Annotated in this window: 14 protein-coding genes; 8 read left to right on the forward strand and 6 right to left on the reverse strand. The window is 59.7% G+C overall.

Going from position 1 to position 15,971, the window contains the following annotated elements; all coding sequences use genetic code 11:
• On the forward strand, positions 1-1,341 hold the full coding sequence (locus BLR77_RS05265) for a sigma-54-dependent transcriptional regulator (protein ID WP_074675797.1): 1,341 nt from the start codon (positions 1-3) through the stop codon (positions 1,339-1,341).
• A gap of 124 nt (positions 1,342-1,465) precedes the next feature.
• Here the strand turns inward: BLR77_RS05265 and thiO are convergent, their stop codons facing one another.
• Complete coding sequence (thiO, locus tag BLR77_RS05270) at positions 1,466-2,572, reverse strand: glycine oxidase ThiO (protein WP_074675798.1); 1,107 nt, start codon at positions 2,570-2,572, stop codon at positions 1,466-1,468.
• Between the two features lie 89 nt (positions 2,573-2,661).
• On the opposite strand from thiO, the gene BLR77_RS05275 reads away from it, so the two are divergent.
• The 7 genes from BLR77_RS05275 to BLR77_RS05305 all read left to right on the forward strand — a co-directional run bounded on the left by BLR77_RS05275 (position 2,662) and on the right by BLR77_RS05305 (position 9,973).
• On the forward strand, positions 2,662-3,171 hold the full coding sequence (locus BLR77_RS05275) for a GspH/FimT family pseudopilin (RefSeq protein WP_074675799.1): 510 nt from the start codon (positions 2,662-2,664) through the stop codon (positions 3,169-3,171).
• Positions 3,172-3,312: 141 nt separating this feature from the next.
• Positions 3,313-3,801: a GspH/FimT family pseudopilin gene (locus BLR77_RS05280; RefSeq protein WP_074675800.1), complete on the forward strand. Its 489-nt coding sequence runs from the start codon at positions 3,313-3,315 to the stop codon at positions 3,799-3,801.
• A gap of 8 nt (positions 3,802-3,809) precedes the next feature.
• Positions 3,810-4,370: a type IV pilus modification protein PilV gene (gene pilV / locus BLR77_RS05285; RefSeq protein WP_074675801.1), complete on the forward strand. Its 561-nt coding sequence runs from the start codon at positions 3,810-3,812 to the stop codon at positions 4,368-4,370.
• Positions 4,367-5,215 (forward strand): PilW family protein, encoded by an 849-nt coding sequence (locus BLR77_RS05290; RefSeq protein WP_074675802.1) that lies wholly within the window; start codon positions 4,367-4,369, stop codon positions 5,213-5,215. Before pilV ends, BLR77_RS05290 begins: the two co-directional genes overlap by 4 nt.
• Positions 5,212-5,859 carry a PilX N-terminal domain-containing pilus assembly protein gene (locus BLR77_RS05295; RefSeq protein ID WP_074675803.1) on the forward strand — a complete coding sequence of 216 codons (648 nt, stop codon included), beginning with the start codon at positions 5,212-5,214 and terminating at the stop codon, positions 5,857-5,859. Before BLR77_RS05290 ends, BLR77_RS05295 begins: the two co-directional genes overlap by 4 nt.
• Positions 5,860-5,870: 11 nt before the next feature.
• Positions 5,871-9,545: a pilus assembly protein gene (locus BLR77_RS05300; protein ID WP_083366025.1), complete on the forward strand. Its 3,675-nt coding sequence runs from the start codon at positions 5,871-5,873 to the stop codon at positions 9,543-9,545.
• Between the two features lie 2 nt (positions 9,546-9,547).
• Positions 9,548-9,973, forward strand: coding sequence for a type IV pilin protein (locus BLR77_RS05305; protein ID WP_074675805.1), 426 nt, complete (start codon positions 9,548-9,550; stop codon positions 9,971-9,973).
• A 141-nt stretch (positions 9,974-10,114) separates the two neighbouring features.
• Here BLR77_RS05305 and ispH read toward each other — a convergent pair whose 3' ends face one another.
• From ispH to ribF, 5 genes are all read right to left on the reverse strand, one after another.
• Positions 10,115-11,059 carry a 4-hydroxy-3-methylbut-2-enyl diphosphate reductase gene (gene ispH, locus BLR77_RS05310; RefSeq protein WP_074675806.1) on the reverse strand — a complete coding sequence of 315 codons (945 nt, stop codon included), beginning with the start codon at positions 11,057-11,059 and terminating at the stop codon, positions 10,115-10,117.
• Between the two features lie 138 nt (positions 11,060-11,197).
• Positions 11,198-11,635 (reverse strand): FKBP-type peptidyl-prolyl cis-trans isomerase, encoded by a 438-nt coding sequence (locus BLR77_RS05315; protein WP_064494090.1) that lies wholly within the window; start codon positions 11,633-11,635, stop codon positions 11,198-11,200.
• Entirely contained in the window at positions 11,632-12,141 is a 510-nt protein-coding gene (lspA, locus tag BLR77_RS05320) for a signal peptidase II (RefSeq protein WP_074675807.1), read from the reverse strand. The genes BLR77_RS05315 and lspA overlap by 4 nt, the downstream gene beginning before the upstream one ends.
• On the reverse strand, positions 12,134-14,965 hold the full coding sequence (gene ileS / locus BLR77_RS05325; RefSeq protein ID WP_074675808.1) for an isoleucine--tRNA ligase: 2,832 nt from the start codon (positions 14,963-14,965) through the stop codon (positions 12,134-12,136). Before ileS ends, lspA begins: the two co-directional genes overlap by 8 nt.
• On the reverse strand, positions 14,962-15,912 hold the full coding sequence (gene ribF, locus BLR77_RS05330) for a bifunctional riboflavin kinase/FAD synthetase (protein WP_074675809.1): 951 nt from the start codon (positions 15,910-15,912) through the stop codon (positions 14,962-14,964). Before ribF ends, ileS begins: the two co-directional genes overlap by 4 nt.
• Positions 15,913-15,971 lie beyond the last annotated feature (59 nt).

The raw sequence follows: 15,971 nt of genomic DNA on the forward strand, positions 1-15,971 counted from the left end.
ATGAACCGTCAGAGAGCCCTTATCGTCGACGACGAACCCGATATCCGCGAATTGCTGGAAATCACCCTCGGACGCATGAAGCTGGACACCCGCAGCGCCCGCAACGTCAAGGAAGCGCGCGAGTGGCTGGCGCGCGAGCCGTTCGATCTGTGCCTGACCGATATGCGCCTGCCCGACGGCACCGGACTGGATCTGGTACAGCACATCCAGCAACGCCATCCGCAAGTCCCAGTGGCGATGATCACCGCCTACGGCAGCCTGGACACCGCGATCAACTCGCTCAAGGCCGGCGCCTTCGACTTCCTCACCAAACCGGTGGACCTCGGTCGCCTGCGCGAACTGGTGGCCACCGCCCTGCGCATTCGCTCACCCGAAGGCGAGGAAACCCCGGTCGACAGCCGCCTGCTCGGCGACTCGCCACCGATGAAGTCCCTGCGCAAACAGATCCAGAAGCTCTCGCGCAGCCAGGCGCCGGTCTACATCAGCGGCGAATCGGGTAGCGGCAAAGAACTGGTTGCCCGTCTGATCCATGAACAGGGCCCCCGCGTCGAGCAGCCCTTCGTGCCGGTCAACTGTGGCGCGATTCCCTCGGAGTTGATGGAGAGCGAGTTCTTCGGCCACAAGAAGGGCAGCTTCACCGGTGCCATCGAAGACAAGCAGGGGCTGTTCCAGGCTGCCAACGGCGGCACCCTGTTCCTCGATGAAGTCGCCGACCTGCCGCTGCCGATGCAGGTCAAACTGCTGCGCGCGATTCAGGAAAAAGCCGTGCGCGCTGTCGGTGGCCAGCAGGAAGTGGTGGTCGATGTGCGCATCCTCTGCGCCACCCACAAGGATCTGGCCGCCGAAGTCGCTGCCGGCCGTTTCCGCCAGGACCTTTACTACCGCCTCAACGTCATCGAACTGCGCGTGCCACCGCTGCGTGAGCGTCGCGAAGATATCGCCCAGTTGGCCGACGTGATGCTCGCGCGCCTGGCCGATGGCACCGGCCTTGCCGCTGCCAAGCTGCATCCCGATGCGCTGGAAAAGCTGAAGAACTATCGCTTCCCCGGCAACGTGCGCGAGCTGGAAAATATGCTCGAACGTGCCTACACCCTGTGCGAAGACGATCAGATAACGCCCAGCGACCTGCGCCTGGCCGACGCCAGCGGCCCCAGCAACGAAGGCGGCGAAGCCAGCCTGGCGCAGATCGACAACCTCGAGGACTACCTCGAAGACATCGAGCGCAAGCTGATCATGCAGGCACTGGAAGAGACGCGCTGGAACCGCACCGCCGCCGCTCAACGCCTGGGTCTGACCTTCCGCTCGATGCGCTATCGCCTGAAGAAGCTGGGCATCGATTGAGCCCAGCGCTTAGGGATGCACTGAAAAAGCCGTCATGCCCGCGCAGGCGGGCATCCAGAACCTGCGAATCACCTGGACTCCCGCCTTCGCGGGAGTGACGATGAATGGCTTTTTCAGAACATCCTTAGGCTATTGCACCAACCAAGCGCCCGGCCGGCGCATAAGGCGCCGGATCGATAATCGGCTTAGGCCCGAGCATCAGATCAGCCAGCAACTGGCAGGATGCCGGCGCCAGCACCAGCCCATTACGGAAGTGCCCACAGTTCAGCCATAGGCCCGGGTGCCCAGGCACCTCGCCGATAAAGGGAATGCCCTCTGGCGAGCCAGGCCGCAACCCAGCCCAATGCCCCACCACCTCGGCATCCTTGAGCGCAGGCAGCAACTCTTCGGCCGACGCCTTGAGGCTTGCCAGCGCATCATCGGTCGGCGTCTTGTCGAATCCGGCGTATTCCAGGGTGCTGCCAATCAGGATATGCCCATCACGCCGCGGGATCGCATAACGCCCCCTGGCCAACACCATGCTTGGCAGAAAATCCTCGGCGCACTTGTAGAGAATCATCTGCCCTTTCACCGGCTCGACCGGCAACTCCAGCCCAAGCGTCTTGAGCAACTCACCACTCCAGGCTCCGGCCGCCAGGACCACGCGCTCGGCACGAATCTCGCCAGCAGCCGTCACCACACCACGAATCTGCCCGCCCTCCTGAATAAAGCCGGTGACCGGGCAATGCTCACGCAGCTCCACGTTCGGCATGGCCGCCAAGGCCGCCCGCAACGCTTTGACCAACCGCGGGTTACGCACATTGGCCACGCCCGGCATATGAATGGCGCGCTTGAAACCACCACCCAGAACAGACACCTGCTGATACGCCTCAGCGATATCCACCGAAAACAGCGCACGCCCCTCGCGAGCAGCCCATGCCAGCGCCTCGGCCTCATCATCGAGATCCAGCCAGTACAACCCGGTGACATGCACCTCGGGATCGACGCCGGTGTCTTCCAGCAACTGCTGCGCAAAACCCGGATAGAAATCCTGCGACCAGTGCGCCAGCGCCGTCACCGCCGCACTGTAACGCCAGGGATAGAGCGGCGAAACGATGCCGCCGCCGGCCCAGGAGGACTCGCGGCCGACACCGGAGGACTCGATCAGCACTACCGTGATGCCAGTGCGCGCCAACAGCAGGCTAGTCAACAGACCAATAGCACCGCCCCCAACCACAACCACGTTTTTCACCCTATCGACTCCACACTTGCCAGATTAATAGCAGCGGTCTACACCTTTTAAGAGCCAGGAAGGCACTCACCACTGTAGGGATACCGACTATGCGCAACTCGCGGCAACGAGCCACAACCCTCCCAGAACTCCTCATCACCCTCGCATTGCTGGCACTACTCAGTACCTACGCAATACCAAGCTTCGCCAAGTGGATTTCCACCAACAAACAGCAAGTGCTGCGCGAGAAGCTTCTCAACAGCCTGCAAATGGCAAGAACCCAGGCCGTGCTAAAGAACCGCACTATGGAGTTATGCGGATCGGCGGATGCCCTGGACTGTGACGGCAACTGGCACAAAGGCTGGATTCTACGTGTTGCCGCCAGCAAAGAAATCCTGGCCGTCGAACAATTATCCCAAGTCGACTTACCTCTACGCTGGAAAGGTGCCAGAGACCAGATTCACTTTCGCGATAACGGCCAAACGCCCCTGAGCAACGGCCGTTTCACTCTCTGTGACGACGACGGCAAACTCGTGTGGCAACTGATCATCAGCCGACAAGGGCGCGTCCGCCCGGCCACCTCTAAGGAAAACCTCAACGAGGTCCATCGCTGCATTTAGCAGTAGCAAGTCGTGAACTGGCGCAAATATTCCATGCACCACCCGCCGGTCGTCCTCTCACTTGCGCCGGTTATCCCGCGACAGGCGACCCCAGCGTTCATATCGGCGAGCATTAACCTGACATTCATAGTGGAGCTCACCATGTCAGGCCCAGTGACAAGCCGTGGTTTTACCCTGATAGAGCTGATGATCGTTCTGGCGCTGCTGGCCATCGTCTCCTTAATTGCGATACCGAACTTCATGGACTTCATCGAACGCAACCGCATACAGACCCAGGCTCAAGAGCTGCAAGCCTTCCTTCTGTATGCCCGCGGCGAAGCGGTAAGCCGCAACACCAGCATCACGGTGACCCTGGACGAAGACGACGATGACCTGTGGGTAGCCAAGCGCAACTCGGGAGAAATTATCCGTCAGCTCACCCAGAACCCTGAGCTGGTGCAGATAGATTCCAACGTCGACGAAGTACGCTTTAGAAGCAATGGCACCGCAACCGCAGCCAGCTTCGTCGTCTGCAAGGACGGCGATACCGGGCGGGGGTTTTCCCTGGAAATCCAGATCAGTGGCGCAATCACGCTGAGCAAGGCGGGCAAGAACGCTGACGGCAACGATCTGAACAGCTGCACTCTGTGAGGAAGATGATGACAACCGCAAAAGGCTTCAGCCTGATCGAAGTGCTTATGGCTCTCCTGCTCACCACCGTGGGCGTGCTTGGCATGGTCGCACTGCAAGGCCGCAGCATTCAGTACACCCAGGACTCAGTACAGCGGAACGCGGCGGTGGAACTGGCCAACGACCTGATCGAGATCGTCCGCGCCAACCCTCAACTTATGTTCAATAACGTGCCACCGACGTTCCCCATGAACAGCGGTATGCGCAGCTCCTCCGCTTTCTACAAGCAGAAAGATGAGGACTTCAGCAACCGTGAGGATTGCGTAGTCAGCGCCACCAACGTAGCGAAGACAGCCCAGGAACAACGCGATTGCTGGGCTGAGCGTGTCGAAAAAATGCTTCCCGGCGGCGACGAACTGTTCACAAGCGATATGTACTTTTGCCGCAGCGCCACACCTGGACAATGCAACAACAACCAAGGCTCGATGCTTGAAATTCGTCTGGCCTGGCAAGTTCGCGCAGGCGCTTGCCTGGACGCCAGTGATCCCCAAGCCACCATTTGTACCTACACCGTGCGGGTCCAGCCATGAAGAGCAGCCAACGCCAAAACGGCCTATCAATGATCGAGCTGCTGATCAGCCTCGCAATCAGCAGCTTCCTGATCCTCGGTATCACTCAGGTCTACATCGACAACAAGCGCAACCAGGTTTTCCAACTGAACCAGATGGGCAACCTCGAGGGCAGCCGTTTTGCCGCACTGGTAATCGACCAATACCTGGGCAAGGCCGGTTATCGGCGCAACCCCGCAGCCCTAGTCGAAACCAGCTTCCCTAGCCGGGCAGCCGGAGGCGACTGCCTTGAGTTCAAGGCTGGACACACAGCAACAGGCCTAAACCCCGACGTTGGGGATGGTTTCTGCATCCGCTATCAACCTCAAGTAAGCGGCGAGCTGGATTGCCAGGGAAGCAGTAGCGGTGTCAATTACACCGAAGCCTTCCCTAGTACTTTCTCCAGCGCTGACCAGGTCATTCTTGCATTCAAGTATGAGTCTGGCGGTAACACCGATCTGGAGAAGGGGCGATTGCTGTGCAAGAACCTTAACGCCACGGCCCCCCAATACAGCGAGCTTTTGAGTGGCATTGCAGATATCCGCCTGGAGTTCGGTGTAGGCAACAGCGACGCGCTGGATAAGGAAGTGAGCACCTTTATTTCTCAGAAAGACTGGACAGCCGACTCCGGTGCCATTCGCAGCATTCGCTACAACCTGCTGCTGAGCAGTCGCGCAAAACTGCGCGACAGCGATGACTCTCTGGTACTGGACAAATGGCTTGAGGGTGCACCCGAAGCCAGCAAGACGCGCCTGCAGAACGCTGACGATCGTCGCATCTACCAGATCGCCAGTAGCACGCAAAACCTCAGGAATCTAATGCCATGACAGCTTTCCCTAGCCACCGCCAAAATGGCGCCGTCCTGCTCGTCGCTCTGGTCATGCTTCTGGTGCTGACTCTGCTGGCAGTCAGCAGCATGCGCGGCGTCACCCTGGAAACGCGCATCACCGCTAATCGCGCGCACAGCGTGCAACTGGTGAATGTCGCCGAGGCAGGCCTGCGGGAAGCGGAGTTCCGCTTTTACGGCCCAGGCAACCTGGCCGACAAGCTCAATGCCAACCCGGTCAACTGTCACCCAAGCAATACCTTGAAGGTCAACGGTTTGAACAAACCCTGCCTGCTGGAAATTGTTAAAGAAAGCTTGCAGGCGTTTGTAGAAGAACCTCAAGAAATAAAGGCCGACTTCCTGGCACCCGGCTCAAGTGGCAGCCTGATCTGGATGCCGTATAAAGGTACAGACCCGGCAAACACCACCACCCCCAGCGGCAGCCACGCAGCCGAGTGGAACAGCATGCTGGCCGGGCAAAGCGAGACTGCCGCCGTCAATGCCGAATACGGCATGGCCCTTGAAGGGCAAGGCACCTACTTCTACCTGAACAACGCCAAGGCCACTCCGAAAGAGGGCCAAAGCGGCGGCGTTACTTACGTACAGTCAAGCCACGCCAATATCTACCTCGGCCTCAATAACTGAGATAAGCCAACATGAACGCCATTCGTGACATCCGCGCCAGGACCCTGGCCAGTACTCTATCCGGCATCATCCTGCTCAGCGCAGCGAACAGCTATGCAGATGTATCCCAGAGCCCATTGAGCCTAACTATTGGCGTCCCACCAAATCTTCTTCTCACCCTAGATGAATCGGGCAGCATGTCTTGGGGCTATGTCCCGGACTCGATTGAAAGCAGTGTCATCAGCGGTTCATACATTACGCGCCTCTATGCCGCAAGTGCGTTCAACCCGATGTATTACAATCCGAATACCAAGTATGTGATTCCACCGTTTTTTGATGAAAAAGGCAACGAGGTCAAACTCTCGACGGAATTTACCAGCGCACCGATCAACGGTTTCAGACCTGATGACGGCACCCTAAATCTGTCCGATTATTATCGCCCCACAGGCAAAGAGTACCGTATGCCTACTGGCGCCCATAACCGGCTAAATGGTCCAGAAAATGACTTCCGAGTCACCCAAGCGCTAACGACTAACCAGACTCCAGTAGAAGTTACAAGTTCCGCAGGCATCGTGTTCAGACTGTCTCGCCCTGGCGGTACTCGCACATGCGAAATAAAGCAGTCGGGCCCGGTACAGAGTACAACCAATTTTACTTGCTCCAGGAGTGGAACCACTAACACATACATTGCTTCCACACCAGCATATTACTACGCCTTCGATAGCACTCTTGCAAGTTGCAATAACTCCACGTCAAATACAAACTGCTACAAACTTGTTTTTGTAGGGGATGACGAAAAAGAAAATTTTGCCATTTGGTATTCCTTCTATAGAACCCGCGCCCTGGCAACCCTGTCCGCCACAAGCCTCGCATTCGCCCAATTATCGCCCGCAGTACGCTTGGGCTGGCAGGATCTTGCACGCTGCACCACTCTCAATGGCGGTAGCGCCTCACTCTGCAAGGACAACAAGTTCCGCCAGTATGACTCTCTGCATAAGGGACAATTCTATAGCTGGCTCAAAGACATCTACTTCAACAGCGGAACCCCTCTGCCCGCCGCTATGAAAAGAGCCGGTGAATTCCTCAAGGAAGATGTCGCATGGCATAAGTATCCAAACAGCCGGAATACGTCCGACAGGAACACAACAGAGAACACCTATGCTTGCAGGGCCAGCTACCACATCCTGATGACTGACGGTATGTGGAATGCCACCACGAGCGATCCCGATCCATTCAACCATGATAATGTCAACATCAAGCTACCTGACGGCAAAACTTATACAGGACAACACCCCTATAAGGATGCCAAGGAAAGTACTCTCGCTGACCTAGCCATGCATTATTGGTCAACAGACCTGAATCCCAATCTGGGTAACAAGCTCCCCGGATATATCCCGTTTAAAAGTGGCGACAGCACTACTGACTACTGGGATGCACGCAACGACCCGGCCACTTGGCAACATATGACTAACTTCATCATGGGTCTGGGTCTGACCAGTTCCCTGAATAGCCCTGGCATTCCCTGGTCAGGCAGCACCCATAAGGGCGCGGGCTATGAAGCTCTGGTGGCAGGAACAAAAGACTGGCCGGAAGCATCCAGCAGCAGCGCCAATAATGTCTACGACCTTTGGCATGCCGCTATCAACTCGCGTGGTGAATTCTTCAGCGTCGATAGCCCGGAAGCGATGGTACAAGCGTTCGACGACATCCTCGACCGCATCGCTGATCGCAAGTCCACCGCAGCCCGTCCGGCAATCAACTCCGGCCAGGTCAGCGCAGACGAGAACGACGAGGGCAAGGTCATCACTGTTTCGTACCAGACCTCCTACGCCAGTGACGACAACTGGTCGGGTGATGTGAAACGTTTCGAGAAGTCCTGGAACGCACAAAACAATGCTTTCGAAACTGCTCAGGTCTGGAGTGCAGAGTCCCAGATACCGCCGTGGGCCAGCCGCAATATCAAGATCGCAGGCGACAGCAACAATGGGATGGTGAATTTCACCTGGGCCAACGCAGGCTCGGCCAACACTGTCGGCACCCTCGCCTACTGGCTCAATCGCGACCCAGAGAACAGCAACGTCGTCGACAATCGGGCACAGCAGCGCCTGGAATACCTACGTGGCAACCGCAGCGGTGAAGGGAGTACCTTCCGCCAACGCAGCAGCGTGCTGGGCGATTTCTATTCTTCTACACCTGCAGTGGTAAGTGGGGCGCGCTATCTGGTCAACGTCACCAATGCCCTTGAAAAAACCAATACTTACAGCGAGTTCGCCAAAGAAGCCGCAAAGCGTACTCCGCGCGTCTACGTTGGTGGCAACGACGGCATGCTGCATGCCTTCAATGCCAAAACCGGCGCGGAAGAGTTCGCCTTCATACCCAGCAGTGTGTTCAACAAACTGAACAAACTCACCGGTAGCAATTACAGCCATGAGTTTTATGTAGAAGGCACTCCGGTGGTGGGTGATGTCTTTACCGGTACCGAATGGCGCACCATTCTGGTTGGCACGCTCAAGGCAGGTGGAAAGTCCATTTTCGCCCTCGATATCACCACTCCCGGTGAAGAAAAACTGCTGTGGGAGTTTGACGACAGCAAACTTAGCGAAGCGACAGTGAAGATGGGTTACAGCTTCGCGCAACCAACGATCGCCCGCTTGCATACAGGCAAGTGGGCGGTGGTGATCGGCAACGGTTACGAAAGCGAGGGCAATACCAGCGGGAAAGCCGCGCTGTTCGTCATCGATGCCTTGGAGGGTAACTTGCTCAAGAGCCTTGAGGTACAAGGCACTGTCGGCGTCCCCAACGGCCTGTCCTCAGCCAAACTTGGCGATTTCAACGCTGACGGTGTAGCCGACTATGCCTATGCCGGTGACCTGCAGGGCAATGTGTGGCGTTTCGATCTTCTGCGCAGCGGCCGCAGTGAAAGCGATCCCTTCACTCGTGAAGATGATGGAGAAACAGCGATCTCCGACTTCAAGGTGGCTTATAGCGGCGCCCCATTGTTCCGCGCCACCTTCAACAATACTCCCCAACCTATTACCTCCGCACCGAGCCTGGTATTGCATCCCACCGGCACTGGCTATCTGGTGGTCTTCGGCACTGGCAAGTTCTTTGAAACCGGTGACAAAGAAGGCAACAAGAGCATTGCGCAGTCGGTCTATGGTATCTGGGACAAACAAACCCGGGGCGAGCTAGCCAGCAACCCAGGGATCAACCGCAGCAGTCTGCAACAGCAAAGCATCAGCGAGCAGACCACTGTAAGTGCCGCAGACGGCAGCACTCGTCAGGGCCGCGTTATCAGTAACAACGCCATAGACTGGGGTACGCAGAACGGTTGGTATCTGAACCTCGTGCAAAGCGATGGTGAAATGGTCGTGGAGAACATGTCGCAGCTGGGCCGGACCATCTTCATGCAGTCCCTGGTACCCAACGACGATCCGTGCGGCGATGGTGCAGCCAACTGGACCTATGCGCTCAACCCATTTACCGGCGGACGGACCGTTCAGAACTCTTTCGATTACACGCCAACCGGTGATGCGGAGAGCACCAACATATCTGCCATTCGTCAGGACGGCGAAGGTGGCGGTACCATCTCGCAGAACTCCGACGGCGGCTTCCAGTACTGCACTGGCCAGACCTGCGCGAATATCTACCCCGATCCGTCTAGCATCGGTCGCCAGACCTGGCGCCGTGTGGAGACTGAGGACTAAACATGAGCAAGCAGTTGAACCGACAGCAGGGTTTCACCCTGATAGAAGTGATGATCGTGGTACTGATAATCGGCATATTGGCCGCCATCGCCTATCCGAACTACAGCGAACACGTGAAACGCGGTAACCGCAGTGAGGGCCAGGCATTTCTCAATGACGTATCAGCACGCCAGGAGCGCTATTTCTCGCAGAATAACGCTTACATCACCAAGGACGCCGACCTTGGCAAGCTCGCGTTGAAGAATGGAAATAAGTCAGAGACGGGCAAATACGAGTTGGTTCTTAGCAAAGTCGACAATGATGGCGGCTATACCCTGACCGCTAATCAGCAGTTCAACGATACCAAGTGCGGAAACTTGAGCCTGAACGCACGAGGCGTCAGGGGTAGCAGCGGAAGCGGCATGAGCACTGCTGACTGCTGGCGTTGATATAACGTAAACGCAGAAAAACGCCCCGGCCTCGTTGAAGCCGGGGCGTTTCATTTTGGTTCGCTGTTTTTATCGAAGCAGGAACAAGCAACGCTTACCGTTCCGATCACGCCAGCGCACAAGAGGCTGAATCGACAACACTCAGAGCGCCTTGATCCGCAACTCCTTCGGCATAGAAAAGGTAATGTTCTCCGGCCTTCCATCCAGCTCGGTCTCCCCCACTGCCCCCCAAGCGCGCAGTTGATCAACCACCCCCCGCACCAGCACTTCCGGCGCCGAGGCACCGGCTGTGATGCCGACGCCATTCACACCTTCGAACCACTCGTGTTTGAGATCCTCGGCCCCATCGATCAGGTAAGCCGGAGTGCCCATGCGCTCGGCCAGTTCCCGTAGGCGGTTGGAGTTGGAGCTGTTGGGGCTGCCGACGACCAGCAGCACGTCGCAATCGGTGGCCAGTTGCTTGACCGCATCCTGGCGGTTCTGTGTGGCGTAGCAGATGTCGTCCTTGCGCGGGCCACCGATGGCCGGGAACTTGGCGCGCAGGGCGTCGATCACCTTACTGGTGTCGTCCATGGACAGGGTAGTCTGGGTGACGAACGCCAGGTTCTCGGGGTTGCGCACCTGCAGCTCGGCGACGTCCGTCTCGTCTTCCACCAAGTAGATAGCGCCGCCGTTGCTGGCGTCGTACTGGCCCATGGTGCCTTCGACTTCCGGGTGGCCTTCGTGGCCGATGAGAATGCACTCGCGGCCCTCACGGCTGTAGCGCACCACTTCCATATGCACCTTGGTCACCAGCGGGCAAGTGGCATCGAACACCTTGAGGCCACGTCGAGCAGCTTCGTCGCGCACGGCCTTGGACACGCCGTGCGCACTGAAGATGACGATGACGTCGTCCGGCACCTGATGCAGCTCTTCGACGAACACAGCGCCGCGGGCGCGCAGGTCTTCGACCACGAACTTGTTGTGCACCACTTCATGGCGCACGTAGATCGGTGGGCCGAAGACTTCCAGCGCGCGGTTGACGATTTCGATGGCGCGATCGACGCCGGCGCAGAAGCCGCGGGGGTTGGCAAGTTTGATATGCATGCTGGCTGTCTCGGTATTGATCGGGGATCGAAGCATCGCTATCGGTCGATCCCGGAAGATACAGCCTGCGCGGGATAAGCGCAGGCTGCAACAAGAGCTTCGCGGCTCAAGCCGCTCCCACGAGAGCGGCGATACGGGCTAGAGCGCCTTGACTTCGATGATTTCCACATCGAAGTCCAGCACCTTGCCGGCCAGCGGATGGTTGAAGTCGATGGTGACCTGCTTGTCATCGAACGCCTTGACCACACCCGGCAGCTCGGCATTGGCGGCGTCGTTGAAGATCACCAGCAGGCCTTCGGAGAGCTCCATACCCTCGAACTGACTGCGCGGCATGATCTGCACGTTCTGAGGGTTGGGCTGGCCGAAGCCCTGCTCCGGCTGCACCTGCACGCTGCGCTTGTCGCCGGCCTTGAAGCCGTACAGGGCCTGCTCGAAGCCGGGCAGCAGGTTGCCGTCGCCGACCTTGAAGGTCGCGGGTTGCTTGTCGAACGTGCTGTCGACCACATCGCCGTTTTCCAGCTTGAGAGCGAAATGCAGGGTCACTTCCCTGTCCGGACCGATGCGTACGTCTGTCATTGCGCAGCCTCCTTCGCGGACTTGTCGCTCTTGAACATATCCAGCGCCAGCAGGATGGCGCCGATGGTGATGAAGGTGTCGGCCAGGTTGAACGCCGGGAAGAACCAGCGGCTCTGCCAGTGCACCAGGATGAAGTCGACCACGTGGCCAAGCACCACGCGGTCATACAGGTTACCCAGCGCGCCGCCCAGTACCATGGCCAGCGCCACCGCCAGCAGGGTTTCGTGACGCTTGAGACGCTTGAGCCAGACCACCAGCACGACACTGACGACGATGGCGATGGCCGCGAAGAACCAACGCTGCCAGCCGGCGGCATCGGCCAGGAAGCTGAACGCCGCGCCGGTGTTGTAGGCCAGGGTCCAGTCGAAGTAACCCGGAATGACTTCGATGCGCTGATACATGCTCAGCGTGCCCTCGAAGATGTCCTTGGTCACCCGATCGGCGATCAGGATCAGCACGCTCAGCAGCAACCAGGGCAGATGCCCGAAACGCGAGGACTCAGGCATGCTTGCGCACCTCGCCTTCACCCTCGATGTTGCTCACGCAACGACCGCACAATTCAGGATGCGCGGCATGACTGCCGACATCGGCGCGGAAGTGCCAGCAGCGGCCGCACTTGGCGTGAGCAGACTTGAGGATCTTCAGCTTCAGGCCCTCGACCTCGGTCACCACCGCATCGGCCGGCGCATCGGCCAGCGGCGCGGTCTGCGCCGCCGAGGTGATCAGGGCGAAACGCAGCTCGTCGCCGAGCTTGGCCAGGTCGGCCTGCTTGGCGTCGTCGCAGAACAGGGTGACCTCGGCCTGCAGACTGGCGCCGATGGCCTTGGCCGTACGCAGGTTCTCCAGCTCCTTGTTGACCGCAGCCTTGACCTCCATCACGCGATCCCAGTAGGCACGGTCCAGCTCGAAGCCTTGCGGCAGACGTTCCAGGCCGGCGTACCAGGTATTGAGCATCACCGATTCGTTGCGCTCGCCTGGCAGGAACTGCCAGATTTCCTCGGCGGTGAAGGCCAGGATCGGCGCGATCCAGCGCACCAGCGCCTCGCTGATGTGGAACAGCGCGCTCTGGCAGGAGCGGCGCGCCACGCTGTCGGCGGCGGTGGTGTACTGGCGGTCCTTGATGATGTCCAGGTAGAAACCGCCCAGCTCCTGCACGCAGAAGTTGTGCACCTTGGAATAGACGTTCCAGAAGCGGTAGTCGGCGTACGCCTCGATGATCTCTTCCTGCAGGCGCAGCGCCGCGTCAACGGCCCAGCGGTCGAGGTCGAGCATCTGCTCGGGCTGCAGCAGGTCCTTGGCCGGATCGAAACCGTTGAGGTTGGCCAGCATGAAGCGCGCGGTGTTGCGGATGCGGCGGTAGGCGTCGGCGCTGCGCTGCAGGATCACCTTGGACACGGCCATCTCGCCGGAATAGTCGGTGGAGGCGACCCACAGGCGCATGATGTCGGCGCCCAGGCTGTCGTTGACCTCCTGCGGCGCGACCACGTTACCGAGCGACTTGGACATCTTGCGGCCGTTCTCGTCGACCACGAAGCCGTGGGTCAGCAGCGCCTTGTACGGCGCGTGACCGTCGATGGCGCTGCCGGTCAGCAGGGACGAATGGAACCAGCCGCGGTGCTGGTCCGAACCTTCCAGATACAGGTCGGCACGCGGGCCAGCGGTGTGGCCCATGTCATGCGAGCCGCGCAGCACGTGCCAGTGGGTGGTACCGGAGTCGAACCACACGTCGAGGGTGTCGTTGATCTTGTCGTAGTCTGCCGCTTCAGCGCCGAGCAACTCGGCGGCGTCGAGCTTGAACCAGGCTTCGATGCCTTCTTTCTCGACGCGCACTGCCACTTCTTCCATCAATTCGGCGGTACGTGGATGCAGTTCGCCCGTGGCCTTGTGCAGGAAGAAAGGGATCGGCACGCCCCAGTTGCGCTGACGCGAGATACACCAGTCCGGGCGACCGGCGATCATGCTGTGCAGGCGCGCCTGGCCCCAGGCAGGCACGAACTGGGTCTGTTCGATGGCGGCCAGCGCACGCTCACGCAGCGGCTCGCCCTCTTTGGGCTGAGTGTCCATGCCGACGAACCACTGTGCAGTGGCGCGGTAGATCAGCGGCGTCTTGTGGCGCCAGCAGTGCATGTAGCTGTGCTGGATCGGCTGGTGCTTGAGCAGCGCGCCGACTTCGGCCAGTTTCTCGACGATGGCCGGGTTGGCCTTCCAGATGAACTGGCCGCCGAAGAACGGCAGATCCGGGGTGTAGACGCCATTGCTCTGCACCGGGCTGAGGATGTCGTCGTTGCTCATGCCGTAGGCTTTGCAGGTGCGGAAGTCGTCCTCACCGTAGGCCGGCGACGAGTGGACGATACCGGTACCGGCGCCCAACTCGACGTACTCGGCCAGGTACACCGGCGAGAAACGCTCGTAGAACGGGTGACGGAAGCGGATCAGCTCCAGCGCCGCGCCCTGCGCGGTGGCGATAACCTGACCTTGCAGCCCATAGCGCTGCAGGCAGGACTCGACCAGTTCCTCGGCCAGCAGTAGCAGGCGCTCGCCGGTGTCGACCAGAGCGTAGGTGAACTCCGGATGGACGTTGAGCGCCTGGTTGGCCGGAATGGTCCAGGGCGTGGTGGTCCAGATGACAATGGCGGTCGGCTTGCTCAGCTCGCTCAAACCGAAAGCGGCGGCCAGCTTGTCTGCGTCTTCGATGGGGAAGGCGACGTCGATGGCATCGGATTTCTTATCCTGATACTCCACCTCAGCCTCGGCCAGGGCCGAGCCACAGTCGAAGCACCAGTTCACCGGTTTCAGGCCCTTAAACACGAAGCCCTGCTTGACCATCTCGGCCAGGGCGCGGATCTCGCCGGCCTCGTTGGCGAAATCCATGGTCTTGTACGGATTGTCCCAGTCACCGAGCACACCGAGGCGGATGAAGTCGGCCTTCTGTCCTTCGATCTGCTCGCTGGCGTAGGTGCGGCAGCGCTCGCGGGTCAGGTCCGCCGGCTGGTTCTTGCCGAAGGTGGTTTCGACCTTGTGCTCGATCGGCAGGCCATGGCAGTCCCAGCCCGGCACATAGGGCGCGTCGAAGCCGGCCAGGGTCTTGGAGCGGGTGATGATGTCCTTGAGGATCTTGTTCACCGCGTGACCGATGTGGATGCTGCCGTTGGCATAGGGCGGGCCGTCGTGCAGGACGAACTTCGGCCGACCTTCGCCAATCTTGCGCAGCTTGCTATACAGGCCAATCTCGTTCCAGCGCTGCAGGGTCTGCGGCTCGCGTTGCGGCAGGCCGGCCTTCATCGGGAACTGGGTATCGGGCAGGTTCAGCGTAGCTTTGTAGTCGGTCATTTCGGGCTCTTCATCAGCGGGTGGCTCTGCCAATAATCACGGGCAGCGGCGATATCAGCGGCAATCGCCGCCTTCAAGGCCTCCAGCGAGGCGAAACGCTGCTCATCACGCAGCTTGTGGTGGAAAGCCACCGAGAGACGCCGGCCATACAGATCGCCGGCAAAATCCAGAAGGTGCACTTCCAGATGGGCGCTGCCGTCACCGGCAACGCTGGGGCGCACGCCAATATTGGCGACGCCCGGTTGAATCACACCATCGACTTCACAGCTCACCAGATAAACGCCGGTCAGCGGCACCTTGCGCCGCTTGAGCTGGACGTTGGCAGTGGGCGCATCGAGCTGGCGGCCAAGCTTCTGCCCGTGCAATACACGCCCGGCGATGCGAAACGGCCGACCGAGCAAGGCTTCGGCCAGCTCGAAATCGCCATCGGCCAATGCCTGACGCACGCGGGTGCTGCTGACCCGGCCACCGAGCACCTCGACGGTGGTCGAGGCATCGACGCTGAAGCCGTGGCGCTGGCCGGCGGCCTTGAGAAACTCGAAATCCCCGGCACGGTCGCAGCCGAAGCGGAAATCGTCGCCGATCTCCAGGTCCTTCACGCCCAGGCCGTCGACCAGCACACGTTGGACGAACTCGGCTGCCGACAACTCGCGCAGGCGGCGGTTGAAGGCCAGGCACAGCACCATGTCGACGCCTTCGGCAGCCAGCAGGGCGAGCTTGTCGCGCAGGCGGGTCAGCCGCGCTGGCGCAGTGTCCGGGCCGAAGAATTCACGCGGCTGCGGCTCGAAGATCACCACGCAGCTGGGCACGGCCAATTCCGCGGCACGCTCGCGCAGGCGCGCCAGGATGGCCTGGTGCCCACGATGAACGCCGTCGAAATTACCGATGGTGACCACACAGCCCCGCGCCTGGGGCTGCAGGTTATGAAGACCTCGAACCAGCTGCATAGCACGCTTCTTGTTCACAAAGTGGTCGATTATACGCACAGCAGGCCATGCACAACAGG

Source organism: Ectopseudomonas alcaliphila (assembly GCF_900101755.1).
Classification (GTDB): domain Bacteria; phylum Pseudomonadota; class Gammaproteobacteria; order Pseudomonadales; family Pseudomonadaceae; genus Aquipseudomonas; species Aquipseudomonas alcaliphila.

What these genes read in the sequence shown, in the direction of transcription:
- BLR77_RS05265 (WP_074675797.1), top strand. Translation starts at nt 1, where the DNA reads ATGAACCGTCAGAGAGCCCTTATCGTCGACGACGAACCCGATATCCGC.
- BLR77_RS05275 (WP_074675799.1), top strand. Translation starts at nt 2,662, where the DNA reads ATGCGCAACTCGCGGCAACGAGCCACAACCCTCCCAGAACTCCTCATC.
- BLR77_RS05280 (WP_074675800.1), top strand. Translation starts at nt 3,313, where the DNA reads ATGTCAGGCCCAGTGACAAGCCGTGGTTTTACCCTGATAGAGCTGATG.
- pilV (WP_074675801.1), top strand. Translation starts at nt 3,810, where the DNA reads ATGACAACCGCAAAAGGCTTCAGCCTGATCGAAGTGCTTATGGCTCTC.
- BLR77_RS05290 (WP_074675802.1), top strand. Translation starts at nt 4,367, where the DNA reads ATGAAGAGCAGCCAACGCCAAAACGGCCTATCAATGATCGAGCTGCTG.
- BLR77_RS05295 (WP_074675803.1), top strand. Translation starts at nt 5,212, where the DNA reads ATGACAGCTTTCCCTAGCCACCGCCAAAATGGCGCCGTCCTGCTCGTC.
- BLR77_RS05300 (WP_083366025.1), top strand. Translation starts at nt 5,871, where the DNA reads ATGAACGCCATTCGTGACATCCGCGCCAGGACCCTGGCCAGTACTCTA.
- BLR77_RS05305 (WP_074675805.1), top strand. Translation starts at nt 9,548, where the DNA reads ATGAGCAAGCAGTTGAACCGACAGCAGGGTTTCACCCTGATAGAAGTG.
- ispH (WP_074675806.1), bottom strand. Translation starts at nt 11,059, where the DNA reads ATGCATATCAAACTTGCCAACCCCCGCGGCTTCTGCGCCGGCGTCGAT.
- BLR77_RS05315 (WP_064494090.1), bottom strand. Translation starts at nt 11,635, where the DNA reads ATGACAGACGTACGCATCGGTCCGGACAGGGAAGTGACCCTGCATTTC.
- lspA (WP_074675807.1), bottom strand. Translation starts at nt 12,141, where the DNA reads ATGCCTGAGTCCTCGCGTTTCGGGCATCTGCCCTGGTTGCTGCTGAGC.
- ileS (WP_074675808.1), bottom strand. Translation starts at nt 14,965, where the DNA reads ATGACCGACTACAAAGCTACGCTGAACCTGCCCGATACCCAGTTCCCG.
- ribF (WP_074675809.1), bottom strand. Translation starts at nt 15,912, where the DNA reads ATGCAGCTGGTTCGAGGTCTTCATAACCTGCAGCCCCAGGCGCGGGGC.